15 protein-coding genes are annotated in these 15,529 nt (G+C 65.3%); 7 read left to right on the top strand and 8 right to left on the bottom strand.

Translation table 11 applies throughout. The features are described 5' to 3' along the window. Positions 1 to 120: 120 nt before the first annotated feature. Positions 121 to 1,800: a mucoidy inhibitor MuiA family protein gene (locus tag XF30_RS09755; RefSeq protein WP_109142536.1), complete on the bottom strand. Its 1,680-nt coding sequence runs from the start codon at positions 1,798 to 1,800 to the stop codon at positions 121 to 123. Positions 1,801 to 1,979: 179 nt separating this feature from the next. Continuing rightward, positions 1,980 to 2,588: a response regulator transcription factor gene (locus tag XF30_RS09750; protein ID WP_035998802.1), complete on the bottom strand. Its 609-nt coding sequence runs from the start codon at positions 2,586 to 2,588 to the stop codon at positions 1,980 to 1,982. A 199-nt stretch (positions 2,589 to 2,787) separates the two neighbouring features. Here XF30_RS09750 and XF30_RS09745 point away from each other — a divergent pair, with 199 nt between their 5' ends. After that, on the top strand, positions 2,788 to 3,816 hold the full coding sequence (locus tag XF30_RS09745) for an AraC family transcriptional regulator (protein ID WP_109142535.1): 1,029 nt from the start codon (positions 2,788 to 2,790) through the stop codon (positions 3,814 to 3,816). A gap of 2 nt (positions 3,817 to 3,818) precedes the next feature. Here XF30_RS09745 and XF30_RS09740 read toward each other — a convergent pair whose 3' ends face one another. Continuing rightward, positions 3,819 to 5,030: an NnrS family protein gene (locus XF30_RS09740; protein WP_109142534.1), complete on the bottom strand. Its 1,212-nt coding sequence runs from the start codon at positions 5,028 to 5,030 to the stop codon at positions 3,819 to 3,821. 129 nt (positions 5,031 to 5,159) lie between these two features. On the opposite strand from XF30_RS09740, the gene XF30_RS09735 reads away from it, so the two are divergent. After that, on the top strand, positions 5,160 to 5,870 hold the full coding sequence (locus XF30_RS09735) for a Crp/Fnr family transcriptional regulator (RefSeq protein WP_109142533.1): 711 nt from the start codon (positions 5,160 to 5,162) through the stop codon (positions 5,868 to 5,870). A 105-nt stretch (positions 5,871 to 5,975) separates the two neighbouring features. Here the strand turns inward: XF30_RS09735 and XF30_RS09730 are convergent, their stop codons facing one another. Continuing rightward, the gene (locus tag XF30_RS09730; RefSeq protein WP_035998817.1) at positions 5,976 to 6,173 is read right to left on the bottom strand and encodes a DUF1858 domain-containing protein; all 198 of its coding nucleotides are present in this window, start codon (positions 6,171 to 6,173) and stop codon (positions 5,976 to 5,978) included. A 179-nt stretch (positions 6,174 to 6,352) separates the two neighbouring features. Continuing rightward, the gene (gene hemN / locus XF30_RS09725) at positions 6,353 to 7,705 is read right to left on the bottom strand and encodes an oxygen-independent coproporphyrinogen III oxidase (protein ID WP_109142532.1); all 1,353 of its coding nucleotides are present in this window, start codon (positions 7,703 to 7,705) and stop codon (positions 6,353 to 6,355) included. 165 nt (positions 7,706 to 7,870) lie between these two features. Here hemN and XF30_RS09720 point away from each other — a divergent pair, with 165 nt between their 5' ends. From XF30_RS09720 to XF30_RS09700, 5 genes are all read left to right on the top strand, one after another. Continuing rightward, a complete protein-coding gene (locus tag XF30_RS09720; protein ID WP_035998787.1) occupies positions 7,871 to 8,071 on the top strand; it encodes a hypothetical protein in 201 nt (66 codons plus the stop codon). A 302-nt stretch (positions 8,072 to 8,373) separates the two neighbouring features. Then, entirely contained in the window at positions 8,374 to 9,471 is a 1,098-nt protein-coding gene (gene nirK / locus XF30_RS09715; protein WP_192893087.1) for a copper-containing nitrite reductase, read from the top strand. Positions 9,472 to 9,529: 58 nt separating this feature from the next. Continuing rightward, positions 9,530 to 10,408, top strand: coding sequence for an SUMF1/EgtB/PvdO family nonheme iron enzyme (locus tag XF30_RS09710; RefSeq protein WP_109145633.1), 879 nt, complete (start codon positions 9,530 to 9,532; stop codon positions 10,406 to 10,408). 164 nt (positions 10,409 to 10,572) lie between these two features. After that, positions 10,573 to 11,598, top strand: coding sequence for a Fe(3+) ABC transporter substrate-binding protein (locus XF30_RS09705; protein WP_035998784.1), 1,026 nt, complete (start codon positions 10,573 to 10,575; stop codon positions 11,596 to 11,598). Between the two features lie 67 nt (positions 11,599 to 11,665). Further along, a complete protein-coding gene (locus tag XF30_RS09700; RefSeq protein WP_035998781.1) occupies positions 11,666 to 13,300 on the top strand; it encodes an ABC transporter permease in 1,635 nt (544 codons plus the stop codon). A gap of 81 nt (positions 13,301 to 13,381) precedes the next feature. Here XF30_RS09700 and XF30_RS09695 read toward each other — a convergent pair whose 3' ends face one another. Genes XF30_RS09695 through XF30_RS09685 form a run of 3 tightly spaced genes read right to left on the bottom strand, consistent with a single transcriptional unit; the run spans position 13,382 to position 15,414 of the window. Then, entirely contained in the window at positions 13,382 to 14,017 is a 636-nt protein-coding gene (locus XF30_RS09695; protein WP_109142530.1) for a GNAT family N-acetyltransferase, read from the bottom strand. A gap of 21 nt (positions 14,018 to 14,038) precedes the next feature. Beyond that, positions 14,039 to 14,689 carry a CoA transferase subunit B gene (locus XF30_RS09690; protein WP_035998776.1) on the bottom strand — a complete coding sequence of 217 codons (651 nt, stop codon included), beginning with the start codon at positions 14,687 to 14,689 and terminating at the stop codon, positions 14,039 to 14,041. A 17-nt stretch (positions 14,690 to 14,706) separates the two neighbouring features. Then, entirely contained in the window at positions 14,707 to 15,414 is a 708-nt protein-coding gene (locus XF30_RS09685; protein WP_035998773.1) for a CoA transferase subunit A, read from the bottom strand. Positions 15,415 to 15,529: the final 115 nt, after the last annotated feature.

The following is a 15,529-nucleotide window of genomic DNA, read 5'->3' as shown; positions in this document are numbered from 1 at the left end:
TCTCTCCACACGCGAGATGGTCGAGAGACCTGTACCCCCTCACCCGGATTGCATCTTCGATGCAACCCGACCTCTCCCCGCAAGCGGGGCGAGGTGAAGCTGCGCCACCCGTGCAGGAAATCAGCCCGCCGGGACGATCACCATGCTCTTGTCCTTGGGCCAGCGGATGCGCCAGGCGAAGTTGATGTCGCGGGCCTCGCCGGGCTTGGCGTCGAACGACCATTCCAGCACGCCGCGCTTGTCGCGGATGTTGTTGGCGGTCGGCTGGGTGCTCGAGGGCAGCATCTCGACGACGATGTCCTCGTTCTCGCTGACCGGCAGCTGATCCTCGATCGCGACGCGAATCGGAAAATCATGCCCGTTGCGGATCGTGGTCTTGAACGAACGCTCGTCGGTCTTCGACGTCGTGACCAGGAGGCCTGCCGAGCCTTCGTTGCGCTTGAGCACGGCGCGTTCGATCTTGACCTTGTCGTCGGCGCCGAACCCGAGCCGCACGATGTCGTCCTTGGTGGACGCCGTGATCTTGCCGCGGCCGACGAAGGTGCCGTCGCGATAGATCGCGACCTTGCCCGGCAGCAGGGTCGTGTCGTCGGTCTGTTTGAAGCTGGCTTCCAGGAATGCGGTCGGATCCAGCACCGGCGCGGCGCGCACCGCGAGATCGGCGGGCACATTCACCGAAGCGATACGTAGGCTCTTGGCACCGTCGGCGGCGCCGAGGCTGACGCGGCCGGGAATCCTGAAGGTGGCCTGGAAATCGCCGATCTCGGCGACGGCCTGTTGCTCGTCGGCGCGCTCGCGCAACTCGGTCGCTTCGGCAGCCTTGGACATGGGCTCGTACGAGCGCTGGCGAACAGTTGGCGCAGGCCGCGCTAGATCCGAGGCCGTGCCAAGGGCCATGGGCTTCGGCACTTGTGGATATTGCGCGATCAGCGAATGCAGCTCCGGAGCACTGCCGCCGCGGCTGATGCGCACGGTGGAGACGCCGAGCGTCACGTTCGACCAGTCCTCGCCGGTGGCCTGCGTCACCTCGGCGCGACGAACCAGTTCGAGCTGCGGCTTGCGATCCTTGGCGCCGGTATCGAGCCGCGCATCGTAGAGCGGCACCCAGCGCGCGTTGCGCACGGCATAGGTTACGCGCAGCGTCGCCTTGGTCGCGGCGGCCGAGGCGACGTCGATCCGCACTTCCAGCTTGCTCGGCGGCTTGGCCGAGCGCTCGGCTTCCAGTTGCGCGATCTGGCGGTCGAGCTCGCGCTGTTTTCGCGTGGCATCGCGAATTGCGCTGTCGGCGGTCGCGATCTCCTCGGCGACCGCGGCAAAGGCCGCGCGCCATTCAGCAATCGGGCGCGCCTCGCCCTTCTCGCCGAGGCCGGCCGGCGACGCCTCGGCAAAATGCTGCGCGAACTTGCGCCGGGCATTGGCCGAGTCGATCGCACCCTGCAGGTCGGCCCGTTGATCCCTCAGCGCTTCGATGCGCTTGTCGAGCTCGGGCAGGTTGACCGGCGGCGCGGCCTTCGGTGGGCGTGCGTCGATCGTGCCGATGGTGAGCTTGGCGCCCGCCTCGCCTTCGACGCGGAGGGAAGATGGATCGAGCGAGAGCGGAAAATCCTTGGCCACCAATGTCGAATCGCCGGAGGCGAGATCTAGCGAAATGACGCGGGTGACGGTGGCACCGTCGGGATAGACGGTGACCGTGTCGATCGTCGAATTGGCGTCCACATTGGCCGCCCATAACGGCGATGCGAGCGCCGTGGTCACCAGGACCAGGCCCGTGGTTGCCAAATACCTTGCGGTGATGCGCATAAAGTCCCTCCTGCCGGTATCGCCGCGCCGCCAGCCGGACGCGCGCGATGAGATGCCTCGCCATCGTGGTTGGACGCGGCAGGGAAGGAACCGGTTCGATTGAGACTTCCGTGGGGCGCCGCCGCGGCGGCACCATGTCTGTGGAACGCTCGGTGGTCCGCGCGGCTTCAGGCCTGGGCCTAAGAGCCCTGGCCGAAAATGCGCCGGAGCAGATCGGTCACGTTCTTGGCGCCGGCCTTCTTCAGGACGCTGGCACGGTAACCTTCGACCGTCCGCGCGCTCAGATGCATCCGCCGGGCGATCCCCTTGTTGGTGAGGCCGGCGGCAAGATGCTCGAGCACGTCGGCTTCGCGCGCGGTCAGAGGCTCACAGCCCGGCAGCCAGCGTTGCCCGATCGCCCCGGGTTGCGCGAATTGATCGATGGCGGCATCGATCCGGTTGACAATGTCGTGGGTGCGGAACGGCTTTTCGATGAAGTCGGTCGCGCCGCTCTTGATGGCGTCGACCGCCATGGCGATGCTGCCATTCGCCGACGTCACCAGCACCGGCGCCATGCAATTCTCCTCGCGCAGCTGCCTGAGCACCTCGAGAGCGGAGCGATCCGGCGGCATCTCCAGCAGCACACAGGCCGGCATCCGCGTCTTGGCTTCCGAGAGCAGAGAGGCACCATCGGCAAAGCAGATCACGTCATAGGCGCTCTGTTCGAGCGCGGCGGAAAGTTGTTCGCGGGAGGCGGCGTCAGTGTCGATGACGAATACCTCGCCCTTGGAATGCATGTTCCCCGGCATAGTCCCGATCCAGCAATGTCTTGGTCAAATGGCCCGAGACGGCCGGGCCCCGTCGCGCCCGCCGTCAATGCGCACGGCATTCACGCCAGTGCATCGGTTTTCCTTATGTATGCGCCACCGGGTTCCCCGATTTGACGTATTGAGACAGAAACTTTACATTTCGGGACATCTGCGGGTATGGCTGGCAGGAACGGTTTGCATGACCGACCTCATTCGCAGCGCAGGCTTGAGCTGTTACCCCGAGGTCGCGCGGTCGGTCGGGCTGGACCCCAGCCAGATGATGCGCAAGGTCAGGCTCCCGCTGGCCTGCCTCGACCAGCCCGACATCCCCATCGCCGTCACCGGCCTGCGCCGCCTGCTCGAACTATCGGCAAAGGCGTCCGGTGCAGAGGATTTCGGCCTGCGTCTCGCCGAGCGCGGCGGCCTCACCAATTTCGGCGCGGTCGGCCTGATCGTGCGCGAACAGGCGACCGTCGGCGAAGCGATCGAGGCGTTTTCGCGCTTCATCCATATCCATCACGACGGCATGCGGCTCGACGTCACGCGTGACGAGCGGACCGTGACCATCACGCTGCATTTGCGCGGCCGGCAGCCGCGCGCGCCGCGGCAGTCGATCGACATGGCGCTCGGCAGCGTTCAGCGCATCATCCAGTCGCTGTTCGGAGGCGATTGGCGGCCGCTGGAAGTGCATCTGCACTACCCGCCGCCGCTCGACCGCAAGCGTTACCGCGACTTCTTCGGCTGCCGGGTGATCTTCAATGCGGACGACGATGCGATCCTGTTGTCGGCGCACGACATGCAGCGCCGGATCCCAAGCGCGCATCCCTTGATCGCGAGTTACTTGCGCAAGCGGATCGAGGCGATCGAGAGCAGGCCGGCAAGCTGGGAGGCGAAGGTCGACGAGGTGGTGCGGACCCTGCTCGCCAGCGGCGATTGCACGGTCGAGCGCGTCGCCGAGCATCTGGCCTGCACCCGCCGCACCATCCACCGCCGCCTCGCCGCATCGGGCACCAGCTTCTCGGCCATCCTGGACGCGCAGCGCGCCGATCTCGTGCTCCAGCTGATCGAGGATCACACCCGGCCGCTGGCCGACATCGCGGTGCAGCTCGGCTTCTCCGCGCAGAGCGCCATGGCGCGCTGGTTTCGCGGCCGCTTCGGCTGCACCATCACCGATTGGCGCAAGGGCGTGCGGCCTCGCTCCGCACCGCCCTCGGCAAGTGCAGCCTGACTTCAGCGCGCGGGGGCGGGCACGCCCATCGTGGCGAGCGCCCGCCGCCCGCTGCCGGCGAGCAGCGGACCGAACGCGACGGCAAATCCGAGGAAGGCGAGGATCCAGCCGCAGCCAGCGACGTACAGCAGCACGTCGCCATACGCGGGCAACACGACGGCACCGATTCGGGCCAGAGCCGCGATGACGATTGCAGCATAGATTGCCTGGACCGCCGGCGAAGCCGTCAGCGCCTGTCCGGTATGGCCGAGGCTGGCGCGGGTCATCACCGCGAGCGTCATCGTTCCCGCAGCACCCGCCATCCAGGCATGGATGCCGGCGCTCGGCGGCAGCTCGCCGAAGGCGGCCACAGCGTTCAGGATGAAGCCGAGCGGCACGAAGACATAACCGACATGCAGGATCAGCAGCAGCCGCTCCCGCGTGGTGCGGTCGCCGGCCCAGCGTGCAAGCCGAACCAGATGCAGCACGCCGACTGCCGCCATCGCGACGCCGGTGATCATGTTCAGCGGTGCCGCGATCCATGCGATCAGCGCCAGCGCGCTCAAGCCGATCACCGCGCCATCGAATCGTCCGAACGGCACCGGCAGGCGGCCGGGATTGAACTTGACCAGCCAGTTGCGGGTGAAGCTCGGAATGATGCGGCCGCCGATCAAGCCGATCAGCAGGACGACCACGCCGATGCCGACGCGGATGCTGACGTCGGCCGCGCCTGCGTAATGCGTCTCGACATGGAAGGCGACGTTGCCGGCGAGCAGAACCAGCACCAGCCCCACCACCGGCAGGTTGCGCCAGTTGCCGCCCGCGATGATCTCGCGCGTTGCGGCGGCAACGACCAATGCCAGGAACGCGGCATCGACGACCAGTGCAAACGTCCAACCGGTAGTCGCCGACAGCGTCACCGCGACGCGTCCGGCAAGCCAGACCGTCACCAAGCCCGCGAGCGGCGCGCCCTGGATCGGCAGGCGCCCCGTCCAGTTCGGGATGGCGGTGAAGAGGAAGCCGGTGATGACGGCCGGCAGGAAGCCATAGAGCATCTCGTGGATGTGCCAGTCGCGCGGCGCGAATGCGGAACTCACCGACAATTCGCCGTAGAACATCGGCAGCCAGACCAGGATCGACAACGCCGCCTGGATTGCGGCGAGCAGGAAAAAGGGGCGAAAGCTGTTCGCAAACAGCGGCCAGCCCGCAAAGTTGCGGGATCGGGCGCCAGCCATGGGTCAACTCCAATCAAATCAGACTGTTGCTTGGAAAAATACTGCCACCGGGCGGCCTCGTTTTGCGCTAACGCAAACTACCTGACGATTGCAGGTGCCATCACACTCCCTGATGCCAGGGGAGGCAGAATGGCCAAGGTCGACACATCGCTGGTTGCGCATTTGCCGCTGTTTGCGGGGATGACGCCGGAAGCTCTGGACGAGATCCTGCGTGAGGCCCGCTCGGCGCGCTATCCCAAGAACAGTGCGATCTTCGAGCAGGGAGCGGACGCGCAGTCCTTCTTCCTGCTGCTGCACGGCCATGTCCGCGCGGCCAAGACCACACCTGCCGGCGAGCAGATCGTAGTGCGCTATGTCGCGCCCGGCGAGACGTTCGGGCTCGCGATGGCGATCGGAGCCGCGCGGTATCCGGCGACGGCCATGGCGGTCGACGACAGCGTCGTGCTGATCTGGCCGACCTCGGCCTGGCCCCGGCTGGTCGAGCGGTTTCCGGCGCTTGCCGCCAACACGCTCCAGACCGTCGGCACGCGGCTGCAGGAAAGTCACACCCGCATCCTGGAAATGTCGACCCAGCAGGTCGAGCAACGCGTCGCGCACGCGCTGCTTCGCCTCGCCAAGCAATCCGGCAAGAAGCTCGACCACGGCATCGAGATCGACTTCCCGATCAGCCGCCAGGACATCGCGCAGATGACGGGCACCACGCTGCACACCGTCAGCCGCATCCTGAGCGGCTGGGAGAGCCAGGGCCTGGTCGAGAGCGGCCGCCAGCGCATCATTCTGCGCGAGCCGCACAAGATTGTGGTTCTGGCGGAGCGGAGCGTCGACAGCGGCACGGCGTGAGAGACACCTCTCTGCTCAAGTCAGGGATGAGGCGCGCTTCCGCTTACGGCGAAAGCGCGCTCATCATCCGGGAACCCACGCACACCTGCGCGATTCCTGATCGTTTCACGCCGGCACGCACTCGATCAGCGCGGCGAGGAACTTGTCGCGGTCAATGCCATGCTCGCGGCAGGCGTCATCGACCGTGTGGAAGGTCGCGATCGGACAGCCGACGCAAGCCATCCTGAAGGCGAGAAACACGCGGATCGTGTGCGGCGCCGAATGCATGATGTCATCGACCAGATCGTCGGATCGGAAGGACATGGACAACTCCATTCCGATCGACGATAGCGACGCGGGACCGAGTTTCTTTGTTGGAGCGCAAGCTGGCTCGTCATTGCGGGGCGCGCGTAGCGCGAACCCGGAATCCATCGAGCAGCAACCAGTGCAGTGAAATGGATTCCGGGTTCGCGCCAAGAGGCGCGCCCCGGAATGACGGGGGGCTACACCGCCCGACTGTGCAACTGCTTGCCTGGATCCAGATGCGCATCGAACGCAGCGGCGACGCTGCGGACCAGGAAGCGCGAGTCCTTGGCGACAGCGAGTCGATCGCCCTCCACCCTCACGACGCCGTCGGAAATCAGCGGCTTCAGACGCGAGGCAGATTTCAGCATGGCGCCGGCCTCCGCGCCATGGCGCGCGCAGATGTCACCGAGATCGGCACCGAACTCGCACATGATGCGTTCGATAATGTCGGCGCGCAGCCGGTCGTCATCGGTGAGGCCGTAACCCTTCGCGGTGGCGAGGCGGCCGGCAGCGATGCTCTGCGAATAGGCGCCGATCTGCACCTCGTTCTGGACATAGCCCTGCGGCAGGTGCCCAATCGCGCTGGCGCCGAAGCCGAGCAGGACTTCGCTCCGGTCGGTGGTGTAGCCCTGGAAGTTGCGCCGCAGCGTGCCCTGCTCGAACGCCACGGCCATGGCATCGTCGGGCCGCGCGAAATGATCGAGCCCGATCTGCACGTAGCCGGCCTCTTTCAAGGCATTGGCGATGGCGCAGGCCTGGTCGTGGCGCGCAAGGCCGTCGGGCAACACGCCTTCATTGATCATGCGCTGGTGCTTCTTGAAGGCTGGCACGTGAGCATAGCCGAACACCGATAAGCGGCTGGGTGAAAGCGCGAGGCTGCGTCGCACCGTCTCCAGGCACGAAGCCACTGTCTGGTGCGGCAGCCCGTAGATCAGGTCGAAGTTGACACCCTCGATCCCGGCGCCGCGGAGCATCTCGACCACGGAGGCCGTCTGCGCGAAGCTCTGCACACGGTTGATCGCCCGCTGCACCACCGGGTCGAAGCTCTGCACGCCGAGGCTCGCGCGGTTGACGCCGGAGAGCCGCATCGCCTCGACCATGTCCGCGCTCAATGTACGGGGATCGATCTCGACCGCGATTTCCGCCGAGGGCAGCACGAAGAATTCCTGGCGCATCGTCGCCATCAGCTCGGCAAAGGCGTCCGGCGCCATGATCGTCGGCGTACCGCCGCCGAAATGAATGTGCTCGACCTTGATGCGGTGGCCGATGGTTTCGGCCGTCAGCGCGATCTCTCTGCGTAGCGTCCGCTGGTAGCCGGCGATCAGTTCGTCGCGGCGGACGATCTGGGTATGGCAGCCGCAGTACCAGCACATCTCGCGGCAGAACGGCACGTGCAGATAGAGCGAGGCGCTGGCGGCCACGGGCAGCTCCGCCAGCCAGCGGGCATAGGCGTCCGGACCGATCGCCGGCGTGAAATGCGGTGCGGTCGGATAGCTGGTATAGCGTGGCAGGCGTTCCTCGCCGTAGATCGCCGCAAGATCAGCTCTCATAAGTTACCCATTCGTAAATGCCCGCCGCGCGCGAGACATCGCGGCAAATCACGGAATGAATTCAAATAACCCGGACCGGCGGACGCGGCTTTGCGCTCGCGCAAAGCGTGGATACCGGTTCCCGGCCATGGTGAGAAAAAATCGCGGCCATCCGGAGCGTTCGCCATGAGGCTTTTCGCACTCGAACTCATTCTCTCCCTGCTCGACGTCCGCGGCCATATCCCGCGTTTCGACGACTTCCGGCCGGCCCCGGCCGCGCCGGCCCCCGCCGGCGCGGTGCGCGCCCTGGCGGCCGCGATCGCCGTCTTCGTCGCGCTGTCATTGGCGATCTGGGGATTGGTCTGGCTCGCCGTGAACCTGCTCTGAACGGACGCGCCTTCGCCAAGGCCTGTCTTGCGATCTCGTCCACGCGCATGAGCGGGGCAACCGAGATCGTCATCCAGCTTGAACATGCAAACGAGTTGCCGCTGAGTTGACGCTCGGCCTCGATCGGCATCGCGCCTGCGGACGCGGTGAGTTGCCATCGCCGATCCCGCTCCTTCGAGAAATCTAGGTCATGTTGCCGAACGCGAATCCGGCGGAAGCTTGTCGCAGCACAAACACGCTTGCCGCAATCGGCGCACACTGCACTCCGTCATCAAAACCATTTCAGATGAAGGATGCTTCCGATGTTCACCCGCAGAGCCGCATTGATCAGCGCCGCCGCGACCGCCCTGATGTTGGCGATCCCGGCTTTCGCCGCCGGCGATCTCAAGCTGCCGCGTCAGAAGGTAGAGCTGGTCGCTCCGCCCTTCGTGCACGCGCACGAGCAGGCCACGACACAGGGCCCCAAGATCGTCGAGTTCAGGATGACGATCGAGGAGAAGAAATTCGTTATCGACGACAAGGGCACCACCTTCCAGGCGATGACGTTCAACGGCTCGATGCCGGGCCCGCTCATGGTCGTGCACGAGGGTGACTATGTCGAGCTGACGCTAGTCAATCCCGCGACGAACACCATGCCGCACAACATCGACTTCCATTCCGCGACCGGCGCGCTCGGCGGCGGCGAGCTCACGCTCATCAATCCCGGCGAGCAGGTCGTGCTGCGCTGGAAGGCGACCAAGACCGGCGTGTTCGTGTATCACTGCGCACCGGGCGGCCCGATGACCCCCTGGCACGTCGTCTCGGGCATGAACGGTGCCGTGATGGTGCTGCCGCGTGAGGGGCTGAACGACGGCAAGGGCCGCGCGCTGAAATACGACAAGGTCTACTATATCGGCGAGCAGGACATGTACGTGCCGCGCGACGAGAAGGGCAACTTCAAGTCCTACGAATCGCCGGGCGAAGCCTTCACCGAGACCGAAGAGGTGATGAAGAAGCTGACCCCGACCCATGTCGTGTTCAACGGCAAGGTTGGCGCGCTCACCGGCAAGAACGCGCTCACCGCGAAGGTCGGCGAGAACGTGCTGATCGTGCACTCGCAGGCCAATCGCGACAGCCGTCCGCATCTGATCGGTGGCCACGGCGACTATGTCTGGGAGACCGGCAAGTTCGGCAACGCGCCCGAGGTCGGGCTCGAGACCTGGTTCATCCGCGGCGGCTCGGCGGGAGCTGCGCTGTACAAGTTCCAGCAGCCCGGCATCTACGCCTATGTCACGCATAACCTGATCGAGGCGGCCAGTCTCGGCGCCACCGCGCACTTCAAGGTCGAAGGCAAGTGGAACGACGATCTGATGATGCAAGTGAAGGCGCTTGCCGAAATACCTCCTGCCAGCACCAACTAGACGCGACGAAGGGGCCGGTCATCGCCGGCCCCTTTTTTCCTTCTGCGGAGGAATGATTGTGCTGATCGCATTCAAGCTCAAGCTGGCACTTGCCTGCGCGGCCGGGCTTGCGGGGCCGCTGGCCGTTGCGCCTCTGGTCTCGGAGCTGACGATGCGCCATGCCGTCGGCGAGCCGGCCTTGGTCGAGGTCGCCCCGGGCAGCTTCGCCTATCGCGAGGCCGGCGATTTCACCCGCGGCGGACAGCAGGCGGAAGCGCCGATGCGCACCATCCGGATCAACCGGCCGCTGCGCATCATGCGGAATCAGGTCGCTTCATCCGACTATCAGCATTGCGTGCAGGATGGCGCCTGCCGCGCACTCGATCGCGACGTCGCAATCGCCCCCGATCGCCCAGCAGTGCAGGTGAGCTGGCACGATGCCGAGGCCTACGCAGGCTGGCTATCGCGCAAGACCGGCCATCAATACCGCCTGCCGAGCGACGAGGAATGGGCCTTTGCCGCCGGCTCCAGATTCCGGGATGACGGGGTACCGGTCGATGCAAGCGAGCCTTCGAAGCGCTGGATCAGCCGCTATGAGCGCGAATCCGAACGCGACCTCTCCGACACCACGGCTCATCGCTTCGGCAAGTTCGGCCCGAACGAGCATGGCGTCGAAGACCTCGCCGGCAATATCTGGGAGTGGACCGCGACGTGCTTCGTGCGCTCGCGTGTCGATGATTCCGGCAATCCCGGCCGCGCGACCGTGAATTGCGGCGTGCGCGTCGCCGAGGGTGCGCACCGCGCCTATGTCACCGACTTCATCCGCGACGCCCGTGCCGGCGGCTGCGCCCAGGGCGTGCCGCCGGCCAATCTCGGCTTCCGCCTGGTGCGCGAGGAGACGTCGTGGCTGGCCAGCGTCTCGCAGCGCCTGAGCAAGATGAGGCCGGCAGGATCATAGGGCGTCAATTATTTCCCATGACCGTCGCTTCAGTATTAGAATGAGTCTAAAAGATACTTTGGAATTGCTCTAAGCTTATGCTCTCGCGACATCGCGTCGCTAACGTTGGCCCCCCGCCTGCGCTACTCAATCGGCGTTCAATCTCGCGCCTGGGAGCAGCCCTTATGATCTATCTTCGCGTCCTCGCCGCGTCTGCGGCGGTGTTGAGCCTGACCACGTCTTTCGTGTCGGAGGCAGCCGCCAACGGCGAGGTCAACGTCTATACCTACCGCGAGACCAAGCTGATCCAGCCGCTGTTCGATGCGTTCACCAAGGACACGGGCATCAAGGTCAACGTCGTCTCCGCAAGCTCCGGTCTGGAGCAGCGCATGAAGGCGGAAGGGGCCAACAGTCCGGCCGACGTGCTGCTGACGGTGGACATCGGCCGCATCGACGAGGCCGTGCAGGCCGGCGTCACCCAGCCGATAAAGTCGGAGGCGGTCGACAAGGTCGTGCCGGCGCAATATCGCGATCCGGACGGACACTGGGCCGGCATCTCCATGCGCGCGCGCGTGATCTATGCCTCGAAGGATCGCGTCAAGCAGGACAAGATCACCTATGAGGAGCTCGCCGATCCCAAGTGGAAGGGCAAGATCTGCATTCGCTCGGGCCAGCACATCTATAACAACGCGCTGTTCGCGGCCTACGCGGCCAAGTACGGCGAGGCCAAGGCCGAGGAATGGCTGCGGGGCCTGAAGGCGAATCTCGCGCAGAAGCCGTCGGGCGGCGATCGCGAAGCCGCGCGTGACGTCGCCGCCGGCAAATGCGATATCGGCATCGGCAACACCTATTACTGGGCGCTGATGATGAACAACGATCCCGAGAAGAAGCCGTGGGCGGAGGCGACCCGCGTCATCCTGCCGACCTTCGAGGGCGGCGGCACCCACGTCAACCTCTCCGGCGTGCTGCTCGCCAAGAACGCGCCCAACAAGGCCAACGGTACCAAGCTGATCGAGTGGCTCGTCAGCGAGCAGGCGCAGCAGATGTATGCCGACCAGAACTACGAATATCCGGTTCGGAGCGGTGTCGCCGTCAATGCGACCATCGCCGGCTACGGCAAGCTCGTCCCGGATCCGTTGCCGATCGCAAAGATCGCCGCCAACCGCAAGGCTGCGGCCTCGCTGGTGGACAAGGTCGGCTTTGACAACTGATCTCTGGCGGCCCACGTCTATCGAACTGCTGGAAGCTACGAGCACACGGCCTCGATCGAGGGGCCGTGTGCGGGCCGGTCGCGCCGCAACCGCCATCGCGATCGCAACCGCGGTCCTGGTCGCGGCGCCCGTGATCTCGATCGTTTCGCTGGCTTTGCAGCCGGCATCCGATGTGTGGCACGACCTGATCAACTACGTGCTGCCGGCCGCCCTTCTCGACACTGCCCTTCTGCTCGTCGGGGTCGGCGCGGTCACACTTTTGATCGGCGCCGGCACTGCATGGGTGATGTCGCGCCACGATTTTGCCGGCCGGGGCATGCTGCTGTGGCTGATGCCGCTGCCGCTGGCGATTCCGACCTATCTTGCGGCGTACGTCTATGCCGATCTGTTCGAACCGCTAGGCCTGGTGCATCGCACCCTGGCGACCTGGCTGCCGCTGGGCGATGCCCTCGGCCTTCTGCCCAACCTCCGCTCGCTGCCGGGCGCCATCTTCGTGATCGGGCTCGTGCTCTACCCTTACGTCTATCTCTCGGCGCGTGCGACGTTCCAGGTTCAGTCAGCCGAATTCGCGGAAGCGGCCACGACGCTGGGCGCCGGCCGATGGACCATCTTGTGGCGCGTTTCACTGCCGATGGCGCGGCCGGCGCTGGCGGTCGGCGTGGCGCTGGTCGCGTTGGAAACGCTCAACGACATCGGAGCCAGCGAATATCTCGGCATCCGCACGCTGACGGTCTCGATCTTCACCACTTGGCTCAACCGCGGCAGCCTTGCCGGTGCAGCGCAGCTCGCATGCCTGATGCTTGCGATCGTCGCCGGCCTGATCGCGATGGAGCGTTACGGCCGTCGCAACGCCAGCATCGAATTCTCGGCCGAAAGCCCGCATGTGAGGCGGCGAACCCCGCTGTCGGGCGCAAGAGCGTCGATCGCGTTCGCGGTCTGCGTGCTGCCGGTGCTGATCGGTTTCGTGGTCCCGCTGCTCTATCTGGCGCATCAGGCTCTCGGCCGCGGCCTGCTTGCAAATTTCGACCCGCTGCTGTGGCGCCACACCTTCCATTCGTTTGCCTTTGCAGGGCTCGCAACGCTCATGGCCTTGATGCTTGCGCTCGCCACGACGATCGCGCATCGCTTGCGGCCGGATCCTCTGCGATATGTCGCGCTGAGCATCGCGCAGGCCGGATACGCGCTGCCGGGTCTCGTCATCGCTCTCGGCCTGCTCACCCCGGTCCTGGCGGTCGACAATGCGCTGAGCGCGGTCGCGACCTGGACCGGACGTTCCCTTCCCGGGCTGGTCCTGGTCGGCTCCGGGATGGCCGTCGTGATCGCCTACACGATTCGTTTTCTGGCTGTGCCGGTCGGCATGATCAAGGCCGGGTTCGACAGCATTCCGAGCGACTATGACGAGAGCGCGCGCGCGGTCGGCGCCGGCCAGGGGGTCATGTTGAGGCAGATCTATCTGCCGTTGCTCCGGCCCGCGATGCTTGGCGCCGTCATCATCATGTTCGTCGACTGCCTGAAGGAGCTGCCGGCAACGCTGCTCCTGCGGCCCCTCAACGTCGAAACGCTGTCCACGTCGATCTACCAGTACGCAAGCCGCGGCAATTTCGAGGACGGCGCGCTCGCGGCCCTCCTGATCATCGCCGCGAGCATCGGCCCAGTTGCCTGGCTGACCCGGTTCTCCGAGGTGCCGAGCGGCCCCGCTTGAAGGGGCACATCGTCCGCACATTCATGGCGCTTCGACCAATTGATAGCAAACGCTTGGTTGTCGCCGGTGCCTGCAACCTGCTCAAATCTTCCGCGCGAACATGCGAAAACCGGGCGCGCCGATGATTGCCTCGAAATTCGGGTCGCGCTTCTCTTCCGCGAAGACAAAACCCGCCTTCGCGTAGGCGCGCTCGGCCGGCTCGTTGCCGATCAGGAACGATATCGTCGCCCGGGCAAACCCAGCTGCCCGCCCTTTGTCCAGCGCATGCGCGATCAACGCCTGCATCAAGCCACGACCACGATAGGCAGGGTCGGTCGCGACATGCTCGATCATCCAGTCGCCCTCACCGCCCTGGACCCAGCAAGCTCGCGAATAGGCACCGCGCTGGCGGATGGCGTCGAGCTCTGACGCCGTCAGCCTAATTGAGAGACCGACCTCTTCGACCGCGCGCCATGCCGCCGGTCCGGTGCCGGCTGCCGGCACGGCGCAAAGTGCAGCAGCGGGCTTGCCATCAATCTCGGCGACCAGGAACTGCGAAAAATGCCACATCGACACCGCCCGTGCGACGGCGACGCGCGCGACGAAAGCGAGGCACTCCGCTTCCGGCCAGCCGAGCGCCACGTCGAACCAGCCGCGCGGCCGGTGGCCGCGCATCGAATTCAGGATGGTTTGTGCGATGAATTCGGCATCTTCGGGACGCGCGGACCGTATCGTCATGCGCGCCCCTTTACGACGACCCTACGTGTTCTTCAGCGCGACGCGGAATTCGGCTTCGGTCTTGGACTTGATCTCGTCGAGCGTGACGCCGTCGGCGAGCTCGATCAGCGCCATGCCGCCATCGCCGTGCTTGTCGATGGTGAAGACGGCAAGATCAGTGACGACCATGTCGACGACGCGCTCGCCGGTCAGCGGCAGATTGCACCTCTTCAGGAGCTTCGGGCCGTCCTTGGCCGAATGCTCCATCACCACGACGACGCGCTTGACGCCTGCGACGAGATCCATCGCGCCGCCCATGCCCTTGACCATCTTGCCGGGGATCATCCAGTTGGCGAGATCGCCGTTCTGGGCCACCTGCATGGCGCCGAGGATCGAGAGATCCATGTGGCCGCCGCGGATCATGCCGAAGGAATCCGCGCTCGAGAAATACGAGGTCGATGGCAGCTCGCTCACCGTCTGCTTGCCGGCGTTGATGAGATCGGCGTCTTCCTCGCCCTCATAGGGGAACGGCCCCATGCCGAGCATGCCGTTCTCGCTCTGCAAGGAGACGTCCATGCCATCGGGGATGTAGTTCGAGACCAGCGTCGGGATGCCGATGCCGAGATTGACGTAATAGCCGTCGCGCAATTCCTTCGCAGCGCGCGCGGCCATCTGTTCACGGGTCCAGGCCATGTGAGTCTCCTGTTGCGCTAAGCGGCGGTACGCGGGCGGGTGTTGCGGAATTCGATGCGCTTCTTGGCCGTGCCGACCTCGACGATGCGCTTCACGAAGATGCCGGGCGTGTGGATGTGGTCGGGATTGAGTTCACCGGCGGGAACCAGATGCTCGACCTCGGCCACCGTGATCTTCGCGGCGGTCGCCATCATCGGGTTAAAGTTGCGCGCGGTCTTGCGGTAGATCAGGTTTCCGGCGGTGTCGCCCTTCCAGGCGTGCACGATGGCGAGGTCGGCGAACAGGCCGCGCTCCATCAGGTACTTCTCGCCGTCGAATTCCTTCACTTCCTTGCCTTCGGCGATCAGCGTGCCGACGCCGGTCTTGGTGTAGAAGGCCGGGATGCCGGCGCCGCCGGCGCGGATGCGCTCGGCCAGCGTGCCCTGCGGATTGAACTCGAGTTCCAGTTCGCCGGCGAGGTATTGCTGGGCGAACAGCTTGTTCTCGCCGACATAGGACGAGATCATCTTCTTGATCTGGCGGGTTTCGAGCAGGCGGCTGAGGCCGATGCCGTCGACGCCGGCATTGTTGGAGACCACGGTCAGGCCCTTGACGCCGGAATCCCGGATCGCGTCCGACAGCTCCTCGGCAATGCCGCAGAGGCCGAAGCCACCCGACATGATCATCATATTGTCTTTTAGAATGCCTGACAGCGCCGACTTGGCGTCGGGATAGACCTTGTTCATACAAAAAACCTCGACTGAACCTTGGGCTGGCGGGCGTCGCGCCTCATTGGCGGCGATTATTAGGCGAAATCGTCCGAAGCCGTCAATGATACGGGGTTCTCCGCTCCGCCCCCGG

Origin of the sequence: Bradyrhizobium sp. SUTN9-2, from assembly GCF_003122645.1 — a bacterium.
GTDB lineage: Bacteria > Pseudomonadota > Alphaproteobacteria > Rhizobiales > Xanthobacteraceae > Bradyrhizobium > Bradyrhizobium yuanmingense.
Note: the sequence above shows the minus strand (reverse complement) of the source record. Positions and strands in the feature narration are given on the sequence as shown.